19 protein-coding genes and 1 tRNA gene are annotated in these 19354 nt (G+C 29.3%); all 20 read left to right on the plus strand.

Annotated elements, in window-relative coordinates; translation table 11 throughout:
* Positions 1–17: 17 nt before the first annotated feature.
* The 20 genes from spoVG (BUB83_RS22870) (at position 18) to BUB83_RS17060 (ending at position 19349) form a co-directional block, all read left to right on the plus strand.
* The gene (gene spoVG, locus BUB83_RS22870; protein WP_073339967.1) at positions 18–1088 is read left to right on the plus strand and encodes a septation regulator SpoVG; all 1071 of its coding nucleotides are present in this window, start codon (positions 18–20) and stop codon (positions 1086–1088) included.
* Between the two features lie 144 nt (positions 1089–1232).
* A complete protein-coding gene (spoVG, locus tag BUB83_RS16970; RefSeq protein ID WP_073339970.1) occupies positions 1233–1538 on the plus strand; it encodes a septation regulator SpoVG in 306 nt (101 codons plus the stop codon).
* Positions 1539–1750: 212 nt separating this feature from the next.
* On the plus strand, positions 1751–3121 hold the full coding sequence (gene glmU / locus BUB83_RS16975; RefSeq protein ID WP_073339971.1) for a bifunctional UDP-N-acetylglucosamine diphosphorylase/glucosamine-1-phosphate N-acetyltransferase GlmU: 1371 nt from the start codon (positions 1751–1753) through the stop codon (positions 3119–3121).
* A gap of 24 nt (positions 3122–3145) precedes the next feature.
* A complete protein-coding gene (locus BUB83_RS16980) occupies positions 3146–4102 on the plus strand; it encodes a ribose-phosphate diphosphokinase (RefSeq protein ID WP_073339974.1) in 957 nt (318 codons plus the stop codon).
* Positions 4103–4262: 160 nt separating this feature from the next.
* Complete coding sequence (locus tag BUB83_RS16985) at positions 4263–4949, plus strand: response regulator transcription factor (protein ID WP_084133646.1); 687 nt, start codon at positions 4263–4265, stop codon at positions 4947–4949.
* The gene (locus tag BUB83_RS16990) at positions 4949–6358 is read left to right on the plus strand and encodes a sensor histidine kinase (RefSeq protein ID WP_073339977.1); all 1410 of its coding nucleotides are present in this window, start codon (positions 4949–4951) and stop codon (positions 6356–6358) included. Before BUB83_RS16985 ends, BUB83_RS16990 begins: the two co-directional genes overlap by 1 nt.
* A 35-nt stretch (positions 6359–6393) precedes the next feature.
* Entirely contained in the window at positions 6394–7572 is a 1179-nt protein-coding gene (locus tag BUB83_RS16995; RefSeq protein ID WP_242950702.1) for a S1C family serine protease, read from the plus strand.
* 94 nt (positions 7573–7666) lie between these two features.
* Positions 7667–8239, plus strand: a complete 573-nt coding sequence (pth, locus tag BUB83_RS17000) for an aminoacyl-tRNA hydrolase (protein ID WP_073339979.1) — start codon at positions 7667–7669, stop codon at positions 8237–8239.
* An 18-nt stretch (positions 8240–8257) separates the two neighbouring features.
* On the plus strand, positions 8258–11764 hold the full coding sequence (gene mfd, locus BUB83_RS17005; protein ID WP_073339982.1) for a transcription-repair coupling factor: 3507 nt from the start codon (positions 8258–8260) through the stop codon (positions 11762–11764).
* A 62-nt stretch (positions 11765–11826) separates the two neighbouring features.
* Positions 11827–12840 (plus strand): peptidylprolyl isomerase, encoded by a 1014-nt coding sequence (locus BUB83_RS17010; RefSeq protein WP_073339984.1) that lies wholly within the window; start codon positions 11827–11829, stop codon positions 12838–12840.
* A 234-nt stretch (positions 12841–13074) separates the two neighbouring features.
* On the plus strand, positions 13075–13629 hold the full coding sequence (gene spoVT / locus BUB83_RS17015) for a stage V sporulation protein T (protein ID WP_073339987.1): 555 nt from the start codon (positions 13075–13077) through the stop codon (positions 13627–13629).
* 90 nt (positions 13630–13719) lie between these two features.
* The gene (locus BUB83_RS17020; protein WP_073339989.1) at positions 13720–15261 is read left to right on the plus strand and encodes a putative polysaccharide biosynthesis protein; all 1542 of its coding nucleotides are present in this window, start codon (positions 13720–13722) and stop codon (positions 15259–15261) included.
* Between the two features lie 15 nt (positions 15262–15276).
* Positions 15277–16728 (plus strand): bifunctional methyltransferase/pyrophosphohydrolase YabN, encoded by a 1452-nt coding sequence (gene yabN / locus BUB83_RS17025; protein WP_073339992.1) that lies wholly within the window; start codon positions 15277–15279, stop codon positions 16726–16728.
* 97 nt (positions 16729–16825) lie between these two features.
* On the plus strand, positions 16826–17101 hold the full coding sequence (locus BUB83_RS17030; RefSeq protein WP_073339995.1) for an HU family DNA-binding protein: 276 nt from the start codon (positions 16826–16828) through the stop codon (positions 17099–17101).
* A 58-nt stretch (positions 17102–17159) separates the two neighbouring features.
* A complete protein-coding gene (locus tag BUB83_RS17035) occupies positions 17160–17420 on the plus strand; it encodes an RNA-binding S4 domain-containing protein (protein WP_073339998.1) in 261 nt (86 codons plus the stop codon).
* An 87-nt stretch (positions 17421–17507) separates the two neighbouring features.
* Positions 17508–17798 carry a sporulation protein YabP gene (yabP, locus tag BUB83_RS17040; protein WP_073340000.1) on the plus strand — a complete coding sequence of 97 codons (291 nt, stop codon included), beginning with the start codon at positions 17508–17510 and terminating at the stop codon, positions 17796–17798.
* Positions 17799–17805: 7 nt separating this feature from the next.
* Positions 17806–18210, plus strand: coding sequence for a spore cortex biosynthesis protein YabQ (yabQ, locus tag BUB83_RS17045; protein WP_073340002.1), 405 nt, complete (start codon positions 17806–17808; stop codon positions 18208–18210).
* A gap of 55 nt (positions 18211–18265) precedes the next feature.
* Positions 18266–18538, plus strand: coding sequence for an FtsB family cell division protein (locus BUB83_RS17050; RefSeq protein WP_073340005.1), 273 nt, complete (start codon positions 18266–18268; stop codon positions 18536–18538).
* A gap of 57 nt (positions 18539–18595) precedes the next feature.
* Positions 18596–19000: a S1 domain-containing RNA-binding protein gene (locus BUB83_RS17055; protein WP_073340007.1), complete on the plus strand. Its 405-nt coding sequence runs from the start codon at positions 18596–18598 to the stop codon at positions 18998–19000.
* A 260-nt stretch (positions 19001–19260) separates the two neighbouring features.
* A tRNA-Leu gene (locus BUB83_RS17060) sits at positions 19261–19349 on the plus strand.
* Positions 19350–19354: the final 5 nt, after the last annotated feature.

Below are 19354 nucleotides of genomic sequence, written 5' to 3' on the forward strand. Positions count from 1 at the left end.
TGATGGGGTGATATATATTGGAAATAGTTGATGTGAAGATAAGAAGAATGGATGGAATTGATAAAATGAAAGCCGTGGCCTCTGTAAATTTTGAGGATGAATTTGTGGTTCATGATATAAAAGTTATTGAAGGTAAAAACGGCTTATTTGTAGTTATGCCTAGCAAGAAAATTTCCAAGGATAAATTTGTAGATGTTGCGCATCCCTTAAAATCTACAACAAGAATAAAACTTCAGCAAGCTGTAATAGAAGCTTACCACAATTGTTTAAAAGAAGAGGATGACCAATATTTAGAAGAACGTATGGATAGTGAATTTAAATTTGAAAAAGATTTTTGTAGAACAAATAAATTTAGTGAATTGCATAAAGTTATTATGGAAGAAAAAAATGATTTAGAAATAACAGTGGATGAAATGGAAATGTTACATAATAAAGAAGATGATTTTAAAGAAATTCTAGAAGAAAATTATGACGTAAAAGAAATAATTCAAGAAAATGAACAAATCAAGAAAATTGAAGATATATCAATAAATAAAAATTATAAAATATTAATTCAAGATAAATTAAGTGAAGAGAACAGAATTTTACCGGGTAATGATTTATTTATAGATGACTTAATCCTAGACAGAGAATTTAATGATTACATTTGCAACGATTTTTATGATAAGTTTAAAAATTTAACCTTAGATTTTATTTTGGCAGTAGATGATATAAATTGTATTTTAGCATACGAAGTGGCTAGAAGGTTAGGCATAAAACTTATTTTAGTTCAAAAAGGAAAAGAGCAGAACAAAGGACCTATAATTTCAGTTAAGTATTTTTCGGATAAAACTCAAACATTGGAAACCTTAAGTTTGCAAAAGAACAATTCAATAGAGAATAAATGTGGGCTTTTTCTTAATATGGATATAAAAGATAGTGGATTAATAGATGGTGTGAAAAATATTTTACAACAATTTCATTCGGAATTGAAAGAGATAGGAACCATTATAGATTATTCATTCAGCCATAAAGAAATAACTACTTCTATTTATTCTTTGTTTAAATATGGAGGTATTGACTCTAATGAATTGCCCGTAATTTACTAAAAAGTATTAAAATTGAAAAACAATCCACCAAAAATCATATAAACATCTAAAAAACCTAAATTTTCAAAAAATTTATTTAATTTGAGAAGGAAAAACGTAAATTATGTAGAATAGTATATGTAAAGCAGCTTGGAGGTGGAGTTTATGCAAATTACTGATGTTAGAATTAGAAAAATTTCTGCTGAAGGAAAAATGAAGGCCATAGTATCTGTAACTTTTGACAATGAATTCGTTATTCATGATATTAAAGTTATAGAAGGACAAAACGGACTCTTTATTGCAATGCCTAGTAGAAAAACTCCTGCAGGAGAATTTAAAGATATAGCTCATCCGATTAATACGGATACTAGACAAAAAATGCAAGAAGCTATTTTGAATGAGTATGAATCTGCTAAAAACAATGCAGATTATAGAATTGAAGAAATAGCTTATGAAGTTGAAGAACAATAAAAAGTAAGAGGGGGCTTAGGTCCTCCTCTTATTTTTTATTGTTTAGAATTTTCAAAATAATTCAAATAAAATATAATGGCTTGAAAATTATTAGTAGATAAAATATAATAAAATAGGTGTTAAAGGGTGTTTGTGTCTTATTAGTAGCATTAATTATCATTTTAGGTTGTATTATTAGATATATATGCTATATTTTTAAAGAGGTGTTTAAATTGTATAAATGCGCATTGATTTTAGCAGCAGGTAAAGGAACCCGTATGAAATCAAAGTTACCAAAGGTGGCTCATAAAGTTTGCGGGAAAGAAATGGTTAATCATGTAGTGGACAATTTAAGAAAAGCTGGGATTGAAGATGTAAATGTTGTTGTTGGCAATGAAGCGAAGATTGTAAAAGAAATTACAAAGGAAAGAAATGTTTACTATTCTTTACAAGAAGAACAATTAGGAACAGGACACGCAGTCTTATGTGCTAAAGAATTTTTAGAAAATAAAGATGGTGTAGTGGCAATTTTTACAGGAGATGCTCCATTGATAACCAATGAAACAGTCGAAAGTTTAATTGAGTATCATATTAATGGTAAGTATGATGCAACGATTTTAACATCTATTATTGATACTCCATTTGGATATGGAAGAATAGTTAGAAATTCTGAAGGAAAAGTTGAAAAAATAGTTGAGCATAAAGATTGCACTGATGAAGAGTTATCTGTTAAAGAAATTAATTCAGGTATGTATTGTTTTGATATCGCTATTTTGATGGATAAACTTCATAAAATAAAAAACAATAATTCTCAGGGAGAATATTATTTACCGGATGTAATAGAAATAATTAAAAATGAGAATGGCTCGATAGGAGCTGTTGATGTAAGTTTTGATGAAATTATAGGTGTTAATTCTCGAGTTCAATTAGCTGAAGCTGAGATGAAAATGAGAGAAAGAATAAATAAAGAACACATGGACAATGGAGTTACAATTATAGATCCTAATGGAACTTATATTAACGCTGATGTTATTATTGGCGAGGATGTTATTATATATCCAGGAAATGTGATTGAAGGTAAAACCATAATAGAACAAGATATTGTATTATATCCCAATAATAGAATATATCAAAGTGTAATTGAATCTGGTGTAACGATACAAAGTTCTGTTATTCTAGAAAGTAGAATTGGAGAAAACACTACAGTTGGTCCATTTGCTTATATAAGACCAGAATCAAATATAGGTAAAAATGCTAGAATAGGTGATTTTGTAGAAATAAAAAAATCATCTATAGGAAATGGAACAAAGGTTTCTCATTTGACTTATATTGGGGACGCAGAAGTAGGGGAAGACTGTAATTTTGGATGCGGTACAGTTGTAGTTAATTATGATGGAAAGAAAAAACATAAAACAATTATAGGGGATAATGTTTTTGTAGGATGTAACACTAATTTAGTAGCCCCAGTAGAAGTTGAAGAAAATTCATACATTGCAGCAGGATCTACTATAACTAAAAAAGTGCCAAAGGAATCACTAGCTGTTGCAAGAGCTAGGCAGGTTGTAAAAGAAGGTTGGGTTAAACAAAAAGGATTATTAAAATAGGAAGAAGACTTGAGGAGGTCCACAATGATTGTAAATGGTAAAGCATTAAAAATTTTTACTGGTAATTCTAATAGAGAGCTAGCAGATGATATTGCAGAGATTTTGGGAGCAAAATTAGGTGATTCGGAAATAGGGAAGTTTAGTGATGGTGAAATTAGTGTAAATACTAAAGAAACAGTAAGAGGCCACGATGTTTTTGTAATACAATCAACAAATTCACCTGTAAATGATAATCTTATGGAATTACTTATTATGATAGATTCATTTAGAAGAGCATCAGCAGGAAAAATAACTGCAGTTATACCTTATTATGGGTATGCTAGACAAGATAGAAAAGCTAAAGCAAGAGATCCTATTACTGCTAAATTAGTTGCTGATTTAATAACTACAGCAGGGGCAGAAAGAGTACTTACTTTAGATTTGCATGCTGCACAAATTCAAGGATATTTTGATGTTCCAGTAGATAATTTAACAGGTGCACCTATCCTAGCAAATTATTTTATTGAAAAAGGCTTTCATAATAGAGAAGATGTAATAGTAGTTTCTCCAGATTTAGGTAGTGTATCAAGATGTAGAAAATTTGCTGATAGATTAAATTGTGAAATTGCAATTATAGATAAAAGAAGGCCAAAAGCTAATGTTTCTGAAGTAATGAATATTATAGGTGATGTTAAAAATAAAACTGTAATTTTATTAGATGATATGATTGACACTGCTGGAACTATTACAAATGGAGCTAATGCTTTAATGGAACGTGGGGCTAAAGAAATATATGCATGCTGTTCTCATGGTGTTTTATCAGGACCTGCAATAGAAAGAATAGAAAGCTCAGCTATAAAAAAATTAGTAATGCTAAATACAATTGAAATACCAGAAGAAAAAATTATTGATAAATTCGAAATTCTATCAGTAGCACCTCTTTTTGCAGAGGCTATTAGAAGAATTTATGAGGATGAACCAGTTAGTACTTTATTTGTATAATATTAAAACAACGCCAATGGGCGTTGTTTTTGTTTTTTTACTATATTACAAAAATAAATTGTTACGAAAATATAAATTTATCAATTATATGCTTTAAAAAAACTGGAAGTGTGATAAATTATAAATAAGAATATTATTATATCTTTGAGGAGGAATAACTTTGGAAGGTACAATGGGTAAAGTATTAATTGTTGATGATGATAAAAATATATGTGAAGTTATAAAAATGTATTTAGAGAATTCAGGATATACCACTAGAATAAGCAACGATGGTAAAAATGCACAGGAAGTTTTTCAGGATTTTAAACCAGATTTAGTTCTTTTGGATATTATGTTACCTTATTTGGATGGCATTGATGTTTTGAAATGGATAAGAAAAGAAAATGAAACTCCGGTTATTATGCTTACGGCAAAAGGAGAAACTTTTGATAAAGTTCTGGCTTTGGAATTAGGTGCAGATGATTATATTGTGAAACCCTTTGAACCTAAAGAAATGGTAGCAAGGGTTAAAGCTGTTATTAGAAGATATAATGTAGAAAACAATGATAAAGAAGTATTGGAATTTGATGGACTAAAAATAGATATAAATTCCTACAATGTTATTTATAATTCAAAAGAAATTAAAATGCCGCCTAAAGAATTTGAATTGGTATACTTTTTAGCAGGAAATAAAAATAGAGTTTTTACCAGAGAACAATTATTATGTGAAGTTTGGGGTTATGATTATCCAGGAGATTCAAGAACAGTAGATGTTCATATAAAAAGATTAAGAGAAAAATTAGAAGGTGGACCTAACTGGAATATTGAAACAGTTTGGGGTGTGGGATATAAATTTGAGGTGAAATAATGGGTAAAAAGGGGCTATTCTCGAAGATGATGTTGGCCTATATTTTGATTATATCCATAGCGTTTGTTATTCTAGCCTCTTTTCTATCATATTGGTTTGAAGGGTATTATAATCAACAAAGGAAAGCACAATTGGATTCGCAAGCAGAATTTATAGCTAATGCTTCTATTAGTTATATGTATAATCAAATAACAACACAACAAATAACTGATATATTAAAATCTATATCAACCTATTCGCAATCTGATATACTTTTATCTGATACTTACGGATATATGTATGCATCATCAAGTGAAGAATTTCAAGAGTTAATAGGAACGCAGATAGTAACTGATGAATTACCGGAATTGAGATTAGGAAAAAGTTTTGAAAAAAAACAGCAATTTGGGAGTACTAATTCCGAAGAATTACATATTTATGGTGTTCCCATTTTTTTTAAGGATGTATTCAAAGGAACAATAATTATGACTACCCCTTTATCATTTATACAAGAACCATTAACAAGGGTATATGAAATAATTTGGATTTCAGCAATGATAGCTATTATTATATCTATTATAGTTCTTTATTACTTTTCTCAAAGAATTATAATAAAACCTTTATCTAAAATCAACTATGTTGCCGGGAAGATTTCTAATGGTGAAGTTGATAAAAGGGTGGATATAAATTCTAATGATGAAATAGGCGAATTAGCAGATGCTTTTAATACTATGGCAGACTCTTTAGAACGAGTTGAATTAAATAGGCGATCATTTATAGCAAACGTATCCCATGAACTTAGATCACCTATCACATCGGTGAAGGGCTTTATTAGCGGAATATTAGATGGCATAATTCCAAAGTCTAAAGAAAGGTACTATCTGGCAATAGTTTATGAAGAAATAGAAAGATTGACTAGATTAATAAATGATTTATTGGATTTATCAACTATAGAAGAAGGTAAATTTAAATTACACCTTATGGAAAATGATTTAGCAGAAATTATAAAGGCTTCTGTTATAAAATTTGAAACTACCATTAAAGCACGAAAGTTAAAAATGGATGTATGGTTAGAAGGTGATGTAAAAGTTATGGTGGATAGAGATAGGATTTATCAAGTTTTTACAAACCTAATAGATAATGCTATTAAATATTCTAATGATGAAGGATATATTGAAATAAAAACAAAATCTAAAGGGCAAAAGGTATTTGTTTATATTTATAATGATGGAGCTTTAATTCCAGAAGAAGAAATAAAAAACATATGGGAAAGATTTTATAAGTCTGACAAATCAAGGACTGTAAAAGTTAGTACGGGACTTGGATTATCGATTGTGAGGAAAATTATAATAGAGCATGATGAATCTATATGGGTTGAAAATGGTAAAGAAAAAGGAGTTACTTTTTCTTTCACGTTGAAAAAAGTATGATTTTTGCCACATCAATTAAGATGAGAGGTGAGATTTTGGATAATAAGCAAGAAAATGAGTATAAACAAGAAGTAAAAGAGGTATCTTGGAGAGAAGTTGAAGAGGAAAGTATAAGTGGTATTAGTTTTAAAAAAAGAAAAAGTAGAAGGGAAAGGTTTGTAAAAGCTACAATAAAATATATAATTTTTATTGTAGTAGCGGCAATATCTGGATCTATAACTGCCACTTATATAGTTAATAAAAAAATAGTTTCTATGGATAAAGAACCGAATGAATTTGTTTTAAATGAACCATCTTTTACAGAAAAAGATGAAAATTCAATAAACTCTGTCGCGGAGACAGTAGGACCAGCTGTGGTTGCTATTACAAACGGACCAACGGAAAATTCTATTGAATCAAATAGTATAGGGTCTGGAATTGTTTTTAAACAAGAGGGGTATATTGTAACGAATTATCATGTTATTGATGGCTTACAGAATGTTTATGTGAAATTATCTAATGGAATTGATCCTATTTTAGCACAGATAATTGGAAAAGACTCAGTATCTGACTTAGCTGTTTTGAAAATAAATGTAAAGAACTTGCCGGTAGCAGAATTTGGAGACTCAGATAAAGTGAGAGTGGGAGATGTAGCAATAGCTATTGGAAATCCTTTGGGAGAAAAATTTTCAGGGACTGTTACAGCAGGTATTATAAGTGCTATAAATAGAGAGATAAGGTATGAAGATACAATATATAATGTTATGCAAACGGATGCAGCAATAAATCCAGGAAATAGTGGTGGAGCTTTATGCAATATAGAAGGAAAAATAATTGGAATAAACTCATTGAAAGTTAGTTCTAGCTTAAATGCGGAAGGAATGGGTTTTGCAATTGAAATAAATGAAGCAAAGGAAATAATAGAACAATTAATTGAAAATGGAAGAGTTTCAAGAGCTAGAGTTGGCATTAGAGGAAGAACTTCTCAAAGAAATGATTCTTCAGATGTTCAAGGGGTGTATATAGCAGAAATAATTCAAGATAGTGGAGCAAAACAAGCTGGATTACAAATAGGAGATATTATTGTTAAATTCGATAATAATGTTATTACAAAGTTTGAAGAATTGACAAATTTAGTAGAAAATCATAAAGTGGGTGATTCTGTTGTTTGTGAGGTTTGGAGAAATAATAAAAGTATTAAAGTAACAATTCAATTAAAAGATTTTAATGAATAATAAAGTCCATAAAAATGGACTTTATATTTTTGTGGTTTTACGGTATCATTTATATTTAGAGAATAGTTAGAATGGAGATAATGGAGGTAATATTATGTATTTAATAGTTGGATTAGGTAATCCTGGTAAAAAATATGAGCATACTAGACATAATGTAGGATTTGATATGATTGATATATTAGGGAACAAGTATAATATTGATATAAATAGGAGAAAATTTAAAGGAATCTTTGGTAGTGGAACAATAGATAATAAAAAAGTTTATCTATTAAAACCTGAAACTTATATGAATTTAAGTGGTGAAAGTGTAAGGGAAATAATGGGATACTATCAAATACCTATAGAAAATGTTATCATAGTATATGATGATATAAGTTTGGACGTAGGAAAAATAAGAATTAGAAAAAAAGGAAGTGCTGGAGGACATAATGGTATTAAAAGTATCATTTCACAATTATCCACAGAAAATTTTCTGCGCATAAAAATTGGTGTAGGTTCTCCTGATAAAGAAGAGTTAGTTAATCATGTATTAGGTACTTTTTGCAAAGAAGATAGAGAAGAAATAGAGGAAATATTTAAAGTATCTGTACTGGCAATTGAAACAATAATTAAAGAAAATAGTGATGAAGCAATGAATAAATATAATGGGTTTAATATACATAAATAGCTTGGTGAGGTGTGGATTATGAGATTGCAGGGATTGATAGATCCTTTAATAAATAACCCTAAATTTAGTAGCATTATAAAAGATATAGATGAAAAGAGATTCCCCTTTCAGGTTAATGGATTATCAGATTCGGGGAAAGCTTATTTTATATATTCTGTTTTTAATAAAAGCGATAAATCCATATTTATTATAACTAGTTCAGATGTGGAGGCTAAGAATCTATACGAGGATTTATCATTTTACTATCCGTCGGTATATTTTTTGCCTGCTAAACCTGTGGTTTTTTATAATGTATATGCAGTATCGGGTGATTTAAGATGGGAAAGATTAAAAGTAATTAAGGAAATTTTAACAAATGAACGAAAAATAATTATTACTAGCATAGAATCTGCTTTATCTTCATGTATATCTCCAGAGTTATATAAGAAGAATATTGTTAATTTAGCTGTTGGTAAATCTATTAATATAGATAATTTGGTTAAAACACTTATTTCTAGTGGTTATGAACGGGTTAGTATGATTGATTCAAAAGGACAATTTTCCTTAAGAGGAGGAATAATAGACGTTTTTTCACCAGTTGAGACTAATCCTTATCGAATTGAGTTGTTCGACGATGAAATAGATTCTATTAGAAATTTTAACGTTGAATCTCAAAGAAGTATAGATAAAATAAAAAAAATTAATATTTTTCCGGCAAAAGAACTTATTCTTAGTGAAGAACAACTTTTAGAAGGTGAAAAGAAAATTAAGGAAGATTTGAATGATGTTTTATCTAGATTAAAGGATGAAGAGGCATCAGAAAGAATTAATAAATCAATAAATAGAAATCTAGAACTTTTAAAAGAAAATAACACTTTTGATACAATTGATAGCTTTATCCCTTATTTTTATGAGAAAACTTATTCATTGTTTGATTATATGAAACAATCCTTGATAGTTTTAGATGATGAGGTAAGGACTTTAGGTAAAGCGGAGAGCTCTTATTATGAATTTGAAGATGATTATAAAAATCTATTACAAAGAGGTAGTATCCTACCTAAACAAGTAGAATTAATCTTAAATAAAGATGAATTCTATCGAAACTTAAAAAGTGCAGACTTAATAACATTAAACCTTATTTTTAAGGACAATAAAAAACTCGATAAGATGAAAGAGTACAGCTTTAAACAATCTACCTTAAATGGGTATCAAGGTAAAATGAATTTGTTAATAGAAGATATAAAACATATGCAAGAAAAAAAGCAAAAAATTATGATTTTAGCAGGAACAAGGCCTAGAGGAGAGCGGTTAGCAGCAAATCTTAGAGAAGAAAATTTGAATTGTGTATACAAGGATAAATTAGATGATATAGTTGCTGGAGAGATAGTAGTTACCTTTGGAAGTTTAAATAAAGGTTTTGAATACTCAGATGTAAGTATTACTGTAATTTCTGATAAAGAGGTTTTTGGTAAAGCAAGAAAGAGTACTAAAAAAGCTAAAGGAAAAGGTGTATCTAAAATAAGTAGTTACACTGAATTGAAGCCTGGAGATTATGTTGTTCATGTAAATCATGGAATCGGTGTGTATAAAGGTATAAAACAATTAGACGTTCAAGATTGTAAAAAAGATTATTTAGAACTAACTTATAATTCAGGGGACAAACTATTTGTTCCGGTTGATCAATTAGATTTAGTTCAGAAATATATTGGGGGAGAAGGGTCTCATCCAAAAGTAACTAAATTAGGTGGAAATGAATGGAGTAAATCTAAAGCTAAAGTTAGAAAAGCTATTAATGAAATTGCACAGGATTTAGTGAAATTATATGCAGTTAGAGCTACGTTGAAAGGACATAAATTTAATAAAGACACCATTTGGCAAAAACAATTTGAAGAGGAATTTCCTTATCAAGAGACACCGGATCAACTCAGAGCAATTGAAGAGATAAAACAAGATATGGAATCTACAAAAGTAATGGATAGACTTGTATGCGGTGATGTAGGGTATGGAAAAACAGAAGTGGCATTAAGAGCTGCATTTAAATCAGTTATGGAAGGTAAACAAGTGGCGATTTTAGTACCAACTACAATATTAGCTGAACAGCACTATAACAATATGGTTAAAAGGTTTTCAGATTTTCCAATAAAAATAGATATGATAAGTAGATTTAGAACCCCGGCGCAACAAAAGGAAACGCTTAAAGAAGCTAAAGTTGGTAATGTAGATGTATTAGTAGGAACGCATAGAATATTACAAAAGGATGTACAATTTAAAGACTTAGGCCTTTTAATTGTTGATGAAGAACAAAGATTTGGAGTTGCACACAAAGAAAAAATAAAAAATTTGAAAAAAAATATTGAAGTTTTAACTTTGACAGCTACACCTATACCAAGAACTTTACATATGTCTTTAACAGGTATTAGAGACATAAGTGTAATAGAAACGCCTCCTGAAGAAAGATATCCTGTACAGACATATGTTGTAGAATTTAATGATCAATTAATAGGGGATGCAATAGAAAGAGAGTTAGGAAGAGGTGGGCAAGTTTATTTTGTTTACAATAGAGTTGAAACCATAAAAGAAATGGCTTCTTATTTGAATAAGCTGATTCCTAATGCAAGAATAGCTATAGCGCATGGACAAATGAAGGAAAGAGAATTAGAAAAAGTCATGTTAGATTTTATGAAATATGAGTATGATATACTTTTATGCACAACAATAATTGAAACAGGATTAGATATACAAAATGCAAACACTATGATAATTTATGATGCAGATAGATTCGGGTTATCACAACTATATCAATTAAGAGGAAGAGTTGGTAGAACTAATAGAATTGCTTATGCATACTTAACTTATAAACCAGATAAGATTTTATCGGAAGTAGCAGAAAAAAGATTAAAGGCAATTAAAGACTTTACAGAGCTTGGATCAGGGTTTAAGATTGCTATGAGAGATCTAGAAATTAGAGGATCAGGTAATGTGGTGGGAAAGGCACAAAGTGGTCAGATGGCAGCAGTAGGGTATGACTTGTATTGCAGAATGTTAGAGAATACTATAAAAATTATAAAAGGTGACATTGAGAAAGAGCCTATTGAAACTACGGTAGATTTAAAAGTAGATGCTTATATACCTAGAGAATATATTATAGACGAAATTCAAAAGATTGAAGTATATAAAAGAATCGCATCTATTGATTCAAAGGAAAATTTGATGGATATCCAAGAAGAATTAGAAGATAGATTTTCTAATATTCCTGAATCTGTAGAAAATTTAATGAATATTGCTTTGATTAAAAGTATGGCTAGTTCTATTGGTGTTGAGGAAATAAAAGAGAAGAATAAACAGGTATCTATACGATTTGAAAATAATAAAAATTTCTCACAAGGATTTATCAAAGCTATTTTAGATAATTACAGTAAATATATAGTTTTCGATTTAGGAGATAAACCCGTTATTAACTTTATGCTAAAGGACATTAAAAAAGAATTTTTGGTTAACATTTTAAGAGAATTTTTTGAACATTTAAAAACTCTTATTGAAACATAATTAATTTATGGTAGAATAAATTTATGCATAAAAAATAATATTAGTAAATGGAGGAAGAAAAATTGAAAAATATAAAGAAAATAGTTGCGGCTAGTTTATTCGCGATTGTATTAATTTCTGCAACAGGCTGTAATCAAATAAAAAAAACACAGGCAGCAATTGATAAAACTATTGTTGCAGAAGTGGACGGGGATGCAATTACAAGAAAAGAACTAGATAATGATGATGAAACTTTATATGTAATTGAAAGCATTAAAACTCAGTATGGTGAAACTTACGAAGAAAATGCTGAAGCTATGGAATCTTTGAAAACTGAAAAATCTAGAATTCTTGATACTATGGTTTTAGATAAACTTTTAATGGCAGAGGTTGATAAAAGAGGAATTATGCCTACGGATGAAGAAATGACAGCTGGCATAAGCGAACAATATGATTCTATAAAAGCTCAATTTGAAACTGAAGAAGCTTTTACTGAAGCTTTAAAAGCTCAAGGAGCAACAGAAGAAAGTTTGAAAGAATACATAAAAAAATCAGTTATATATCAAAAATTACAAGAAGACATATTAAAAGATGTTAAAGTTACAGAAGAAGAAATTCAAGAATATTATAATAAATACAGTGCAAAATATCCAGCTAATGCAGAGGAACCAACAACTTTAACACTTGCACATATTTTAGTTGCAACTGAAGAAGAAGCAAATGAAGTTAAGAAAAAGATTGATGATGGTGCGGATTTTGCTGAGATGGCAGCACAGTATGGTACAGATGGAACAAAAGAAACTGGTGGAGAATTAGGAGAAATTCCAGCTAATACTCAAGATTATGATGCAGACTTTATGCAAGGTGCTATGGCTTTAAAAGCTGATGAAGTTTCAGTACCTGTAAAAAGCCAATTTGGTTTTCATATAATAAAATGTATAGCTAGAAATGATAAAGATTCTCTTCCATTTGAAGATGTAAAAACATCTATAGAAGCAGAATTAACATACTATAAACAAAATGATTCTATTACTGAAACTGTTGATAAATTAAAAGAAGCTGCTGAAATAAAAAAATATGAAGATAGATTGATATAAAAAAAGGTGATGCGTTAGCATCACCTTTTTTTTATTGTTTAATAGAATAAAATATGAATAAAGTGTTAATTATTTAGAGCGATTTTAAATTCGTTTAAGGTTGAAAAAATGTTGCCATGAACTGTTTTATTTAGTATAAAAATTAATGCTATACAAATGTGTATAAAATTTCATGTTTGTACGGATAATAATGTTGAAATAGATTATTAATACAATTAAGGAGGTCAAGTCTATATGAAAGCTACAGGAATTGTAAGAAGAATAGACGATCTAGGAAGAGTAGTTATACCTAAAGAAATCAGAAGAACCCTTAGAATCAGAGAAGGAGATCCATTAGAAATTTTCACTGATAGAGAGGGCGGTGTAATACTTAAAAAATATTCACCAATAGGCGAATTGAGTGATTTTTCTAAAGAATATGCTGAATCTTTGCATTCAACAATAGGAAATATAATTTTAATTGCAGATAAAGATACCATTGTATCTGTTAGCGGAGCTCCTAAAAAAGAATATGGAGATAAAAAAGTTAGTATGGAGCTTGAAAAGATTATGGAAGAAAGGCATACAGTAAGAACAGGAGAGGGTGAAAGCAAAGTAATCCCAATAATGGATGATGAAGATGTTGAAAACAAATACTCAAGTCAAGTAGTGGCACCAATTATAGCTGAAGGTGATGCTATTGGAGCAGTTATGATTTTATCAACAGAGCCAAAAAGTAAATTTGGAGAGTTAGAAGAAAAAATTGCAGAAACAGCGGCATCTTTTTTAGGTAAACAGATGGAACAATAAATGGCAGAATTCTGCCATTTATTTTTGTAATAAAAAGTAAAAACCAAGAGTATAAATACTTATACTAAGTGAGAAAAGTGGAGGTATATTTTGAAAAGACAATCTTTGTTGAGAGGAACATTGATTTTAGGGGTTTCGGGCATATTTGCTCGGTTTATTGGTATATTTTTTAGGATACCATTAACGATTCTTGTAGGAGATGAGGGAATCGGATATTACCAAATGGCTTATCCCATGTATATGTTTTATATTGCATTAGCAGCTGGTATTCCTTTAGCTATGTCAAAGATGATTTCTGAAAGAAGAGCTTTAAATGATAATAAAGGAATCGTGCTGGTATTTAAAGAATCTTTATTGCTTATGCTTTTGCTAGGAGTTGGTACAAGTCTTATTATGCTTTTATTTTCTAAACAAATAACAATACTATTTAAATGGGATAATAAAGCATATTATTCGTTGATGGCATTAGGGGTGGCGCCTATTTTTATTTCGATAATGGGAGCTTTTAGGGGTTTTTTTCAAGGCTTACAGAATATGACACCAACTGGAATATCGCAAATATTGGAGCAAATAGGACGAGTTATCATTGGCATAGGGTTGGCGGTTATATTACTACCGAAAGGGGTTGAATATGCGGCTGGTGGAGCTACGCTGGGTGCTGCGGCAGGTGGAGCATTAGGATCGCTATATTTATTTGATATGTACATAAAAGCAAGGAAAGATTTAAATGTAGGAAAGGTTAACTATGACCCGGAGGTTATGAGTAGTTTATTAAGAATTGCAATACCAATTTCTTTGGGTGGGGCGGTAGGAACAATTATGAATTTGATTGATTCAATATTAGTTCCTCAAAAACTACTACAAGCGGGGTATTCTTTAAAATCTTCTACTGTTTTATATGGTCAATTAACTGGAAAAGCAGCAGTTTTGGCAAATGTTCCACTTACAATATCAGCTGCTTTATGCGCATCATTAGTGCCTATAATTTCTGCAGCCTATTTATTCAAAAGAAAAAATGAATTAGAATATAATATAGCAAATGTTTTTAAACTTTCTTTTGTCATTGCGTTACCATCAACTATGGGTTTATATTTACTGGCGGAGCCCATTATGATTTTGATTTTCAGAAGTCAAGCAGGTGGGTATGATATTTTGAAATATAGTGCATTAACTATTCCCTTTATAGTACTTACTCAAACCACAACCATAATATTACAAGCAACAACATCTAAGCTTATGCCTATAATAAATTTAATTATAGGATGTGTTGTGAAGGTTGTAGTTGCCTCAATATTAATCCCCATTCCAGAGATAAATATATATGGAGCAGTTATAAGTACTATTTTAGCCTATTTAATATGTTTCTCTTTAAATCTATCATTGATGATTAAAAAGTTTGATTTTAAAGTAAATATTTATGAAGTTTTGATTAAACCAGCAATAGCCACAATAGCTATGTCATTTATAGTTGTTTTTGTTTATTTAAAGATGTATAATCAAACAATGAGTAATTCATTAGCCTGTGCAATATCTATTTTTGCTGGTATATTAACATATAGTATACTAATCTTGGTGCTTGGTGTTTTGGACTATAACACTTTTAAATTGAAATTGGCTAATAAATTTAGGTGATTGAGAGGGTAAAATATGATTAAAATAGTAGGTCTAGGGCCGGGAAATATAGATGCACTGACCATTGGTACATTAAATGTATTAAAAGAAAGTAGTAATGTTTTTTTTAGAACAGAGATTCATCCTAATGTAAAAGATTTAAAAGAATTTGGAATAAATTTTTGCAGTTATGATTATTTATATGAGACATTGGATAAGTTTGATGATGTGTATTCATCTATGGCAAAGGATTTAGTAGAAAAGCACAAAGAGTATAAAGATATAGTTTATGCAGTGCCAGGTCATCCTTTGGTAGCAGAAAAATCTGTTGCTTTACTATTGGAACTGTGTAAAATAGAGAATGTGGCAGTGGAGATATTACCAGCTGTGAGTTTTATTGATGCTATTGTAGAAAGTTTGAAGCTAGATCCTATAAATGGACTTAAGATAGTTGATTCTTTTGACTTGAATAATCAAATTTTTGATAAAAGAGTTGACACGATAATAACACAGGTATATGATAAATTTATTGCATCTGAGGTAAAGATAAGCTTAAGCCAATATTATAGGGATGATACAGAAATTTATTTTGTCCGCGCGGCTGGGGTTAAAGGATTAGAAAGCATAAGAATGATATCTTTATATGAGTTGGATAGGCAAGAAGATATTGATTATTTAACTTCTGTATACATACCTAAAAATGTAAATTCATCAAAAGATTTCAATGATTTGCTAAATATTATGGGAAAGCTCAGAAGTGAAGATGGCTGTCCGTGGGACATTGAACAGACTCATGCTTCTTTGAAAAGATGTTTAATAGAAGAATGTTATGAAGTATTGGAAGCTATTGATGATCAAGATGTAGATGGAATAATAGAAGAATTAGGTGATGTACTCCTTCAGGTGGTATTTCATTCACAAATAGGAAAAGAAGATGGATATTTTAATGTGAATGATGTTATAGAAGGTATCTGCAACAAACTAATACAAAGACACCCACATGTTTTTAATGAAGGACATGTTGAAAATTCAGAACAAGTTTTAATTAATTGGGAAAATATAAAAAAAGAAGAAAAAGGTTTTAATTCATATACAGAAGAGTTGAAACATGTTGCGAAAAACTTGCCTTCGTTGATAAGGGCTGATAAAATTCAGAGAAAAGCAGCTAAAGCTGGTTTTGATTGGGATGATATATCTTTTGTATTTGATAAAATAATTGAAGAATTTGAAGAAGTTAAGGAAGTATACAAATCTCAAAATAAGTTAAGAATAAAAGAAGAAATAGGTGATTTAATATTTAGTTTGGTTAATTTATCAAGATTTCTTGACATTGACCCAGAGTTTGCATTAAATTATACTATAGACAAATTTATTTCTAGATTTGAATATATTGAAAAGTCTACAATAAATAAAGGGTTGTGCTTAGAACAAATGACTTTGAAAGAAATGGATAAACTATGGGAAGAAGCAAAAACAAATAAATTGTAAAATAAGCGAAAAAAATTCTTCAAAAAAGAAGGATTTTTATATAAAAAAAAGAATAAAACATATATCTTAGTGATATCATTTTAAGGAGGAAACAAAAGTGAATAAATCAGATTTAGTAGCAAAAATGGCGGAAAGAAGTGGATTAACAAAAAAGGATGCTGAAATGGCTTTAAAATCATTTATTGAAACAGTAGAAGAAGCGTTAGAAGGCGGAGATAAAGTTCAATTAGTTGGATTTGGTACTTTCGAAACTCGTGCAAGAGCAGAAAGACAAGGAAGAAATCCAAGAACTAAAGAAGAAATAACAATTCCAGCTTCTGTAGCTCCAGTATTTAAAGCAGGAAAAGAATTCAAAGAAAGAGTTAATAAGTAATTAGATAATAACTAAAGCCCAGGTTACTGGGTTTTTTGTTTTATAAAGGGAGGCAATTATGAGACTTGATAAATATCTAAAAATATCAAGAATGATAAAAAGAAGGACTATTGCAAAAGAAGCTTGCATAAGTGGTAGAGTACTAATTAATGGTAAAATAGCAAAAGCTAGTACAGAAGTGAAAGAAAATGATATAATAGAAATTAGTTTTGCTAAAAGTTCATTAAAAGCTAAGGTGCTAAATATAGCAACTCATGTATCAAAAGAGGATGCAAGAAATTTATATGAAATAATTTTAGATTCTGAAGAAAATATTTAAACTTTCTTCTATGCGTAATAGTTTATATGTGAAGTAATATTAAAACAATTTTTAGCATATAAATATTTACAAGTGGGAGGGATGAGGATGGAAGGCAAAAAAGAAATTGTTGATATAAATAAAAGTAGTCTGTCTTTAGAAAATAGGAATAAGTTAATTCTTTCAGGGGTTTCAGAAGTTATAACTTTTGATGAAGCAGTGATCCAACTTGATACCAAGTTGGGAAAGTTGACAATTAAGGGTGAAGAACTTAAAATGAATAAATTGGATGTACAATATGGAGATGTTGTTATATTAGGGCAAGTAAATAGTATGATTTATTCTTCAACTCAAAGTAAAAGCGATAAGGAAAGTATTATCGCAAGGTTATTTAGGTGATGAAGATATGATTATGTCTATTGATATTCAAATAAAAATGATGATTTATAGTCTATTTACAGGGATTATTACTGGAATATTGTTTGATGTGTATAGAACAATAAGAGGATTTGAAAATCCCAATAAAGTACTTACCGTTCTTGAAGATATTTTATTTTGGATTCTTGTAGGGTTGCTAGATTTCATATTCTTATTGTATAATAATTATGCATATATAGGTATTTACGTTTATGGTTTTTTATTTCTAGGAATATTTTTATATATAAAATTTAGTAGTAAAGTTTTTATAAAAACTATAAATAGAATATTATTATTTATAGTTAAGATTATACGAGTTGTTTTAAACATAATAATGTATCCATTTAATCTTTTTTATTATAATATAATCAAGAAAAATAGAAATAATTCTTGAATATAAATTGAAACACAACTAAAATATAGATATACTATATTTTAGGAGTAAATATATGAAAAATAAGAAAAAATCAACTAAATTTATTTTTGGTGCAATAATTATCTATTTAGGGTATACATTTATAAATCAACAAATAGCCATAAACAATAAAAAAGCAATTTTAAGTCAGTGTGAGAATCAATTGAAAGAAGTTAGTGAAGAAAATAAAGATTTACTAGATGAAGTAAAGATGTCAAATACCTACAAATATGTTGAAAAATTAGCTAGAGAAAGACTAGGTTTTATTAAACAAGGTGAAACAGTGGTCATCAGTGAAGAAAAGTAAACACAATAAACAGTTAATCATAATTTTTTATATACAATGAGGAGGAATTTTATTAACATGGCCTTAAAATTAGGAAGCATTTTAGAAGGTACGATAGTTAACATTACGAAATTTGGAGCATTTGTTGAGGTTGACGGAAAAACTGGACTTGTTCACATATCCGAAGTATCTGATACATATGTGAAAGACATTAAAGAGCATTTAAAAGAACAAGACAAGGTTAAAGTAAAAGTAATTTCTGTTGATGATGGAGGTAGGATAAGTTTATCTATAAAACAAGCAACTCCTAAAAGAAAATCTGTAAAACCAGAAGAAGTTGATTGGAATAAAAACAAAGAAAAAAAACCAAAAGAGAATTTTGAAGATGTTCTTACTAAATTTTTAAAAGAAAGTGAAGAAAGAGCTCAAGATCTGAAAAAACACCAAAATGCAAAAGGCGGCAAATATTCCAAAAAAAGTTAATGAAAAATAATAAATCAAGGAACTAAGGTTCCTTTTTTTATATTTTAAAAAAGTATTTCTGATAATACTGGATACAAAAAACACTTAAAAAAATTAATTTATATAGGAAAAAACATTAGAATAATGGCTTGGTTACTGATTTTACATAAAGGTAAAAACAAAAATAAATAAAGAAAACAAAAAAACAAAATAAAAAGTGTTGACAATAAAAATTTATTAATATATAATAGTTTATGTCGCCAAAACATGACGACGTAATTGCCGAAGTGGCGGAACTGGCAGACGCACAGGACTTAAAATCCTGCGGTGCTAACACACCGTACCGGTTCGATTCCGGTCTTCGGCACCAATAAT

It is taken from the genome of Clostridium grantii DSM 8605 (assembly GCF_900129965.1).
In the GTDB taxonomy this organism is placed as follows: Bacteria; Bacillota; Clostridia; order Clostridiales; family Clostridiaceae; genus Clostridium_AF; species Clostridium_AF grantii.

Bases quoted from the DNA above. Each gene is read 5' to 3' on its own strand.
- BUB83_RS17035 (WP_073339998.1), top strand. From the start codon at position 17,160: ATGAGACTTGATAAATATCTAAAAATATCAAGAATGATAAAAAGAAGG.
- spoVG (WP_073339970.1), top strand. From the start codon at position 1,233: ATGCAAATTACTGATGTTAGAATTAGAAAAATTTCTGCTGAAGGAAAA.
- BUB83_RS17050 (WP_073340005.1), top strand. From the start codon at position 18,266: ATGAAAAATAAGAAAAAATCAACTAAATTTATTTTTGGTGCAATAATT.
- yabN (WP_073339992.1), top strand. From the start codon at position 15,277: ATGATTAAAATAGTAGGTCTAGGGCCGGGAAATATAGATGCACTGACC.
- BUB83_RS16980 (WP_073339974.1), top strand. From the start codon at position 3,146: ATGATTGTAAATGGTAAAGCATTAAAAATTTTTACTGGTAATTCTAAT.
- BUB83_RS17055 (WP_073340007.1), top strand. From the start codon at position 18,596: ATGGCCTTAAAATTAGGAAGCATTTTAGAAGGTACGATAGTTAACATT.
- yabQ (WP_073340002.1), top strand. From the start codon at position 17,806: ATGATTATGTCTATTGATATTCAAATAAAAATGATGATTTATAGTCTA.
- mfd (WP_073339982.1), top strand. From the start codon at position 8,258: ATGAGATTGCAGGGATTGATAGATCCTTTAATAAATAACCCTAAATTT.
- yabP (WP_073340000.1), top strand. From the start codon at position 17,508: ATGGAAGGCAAAAAAGAAATTGTTGATATAAATAAAAGTAGTCTGTCT.
- BUB83_RS16990 (WP_073339977.1), top strand. From the start codon at position 4,949: ATGGGTAAAAAGGGGCTATTCTCGAAGATGATGTTGGCCTATATTTTG.
- pth (WP_073339979.1), top strand. From the start codon at position 7,667: ATGTATTTAATAGTTGGATTAGGTAATCCTGGTAAAAAATATGAGCAT.
- spoVT (WP_073339987.1), top strand. From the start codon at position 13,075: ATGAAAGCTACAGGAATTGTAAGAAGAATAGACGATCTAGGAAGAGTA.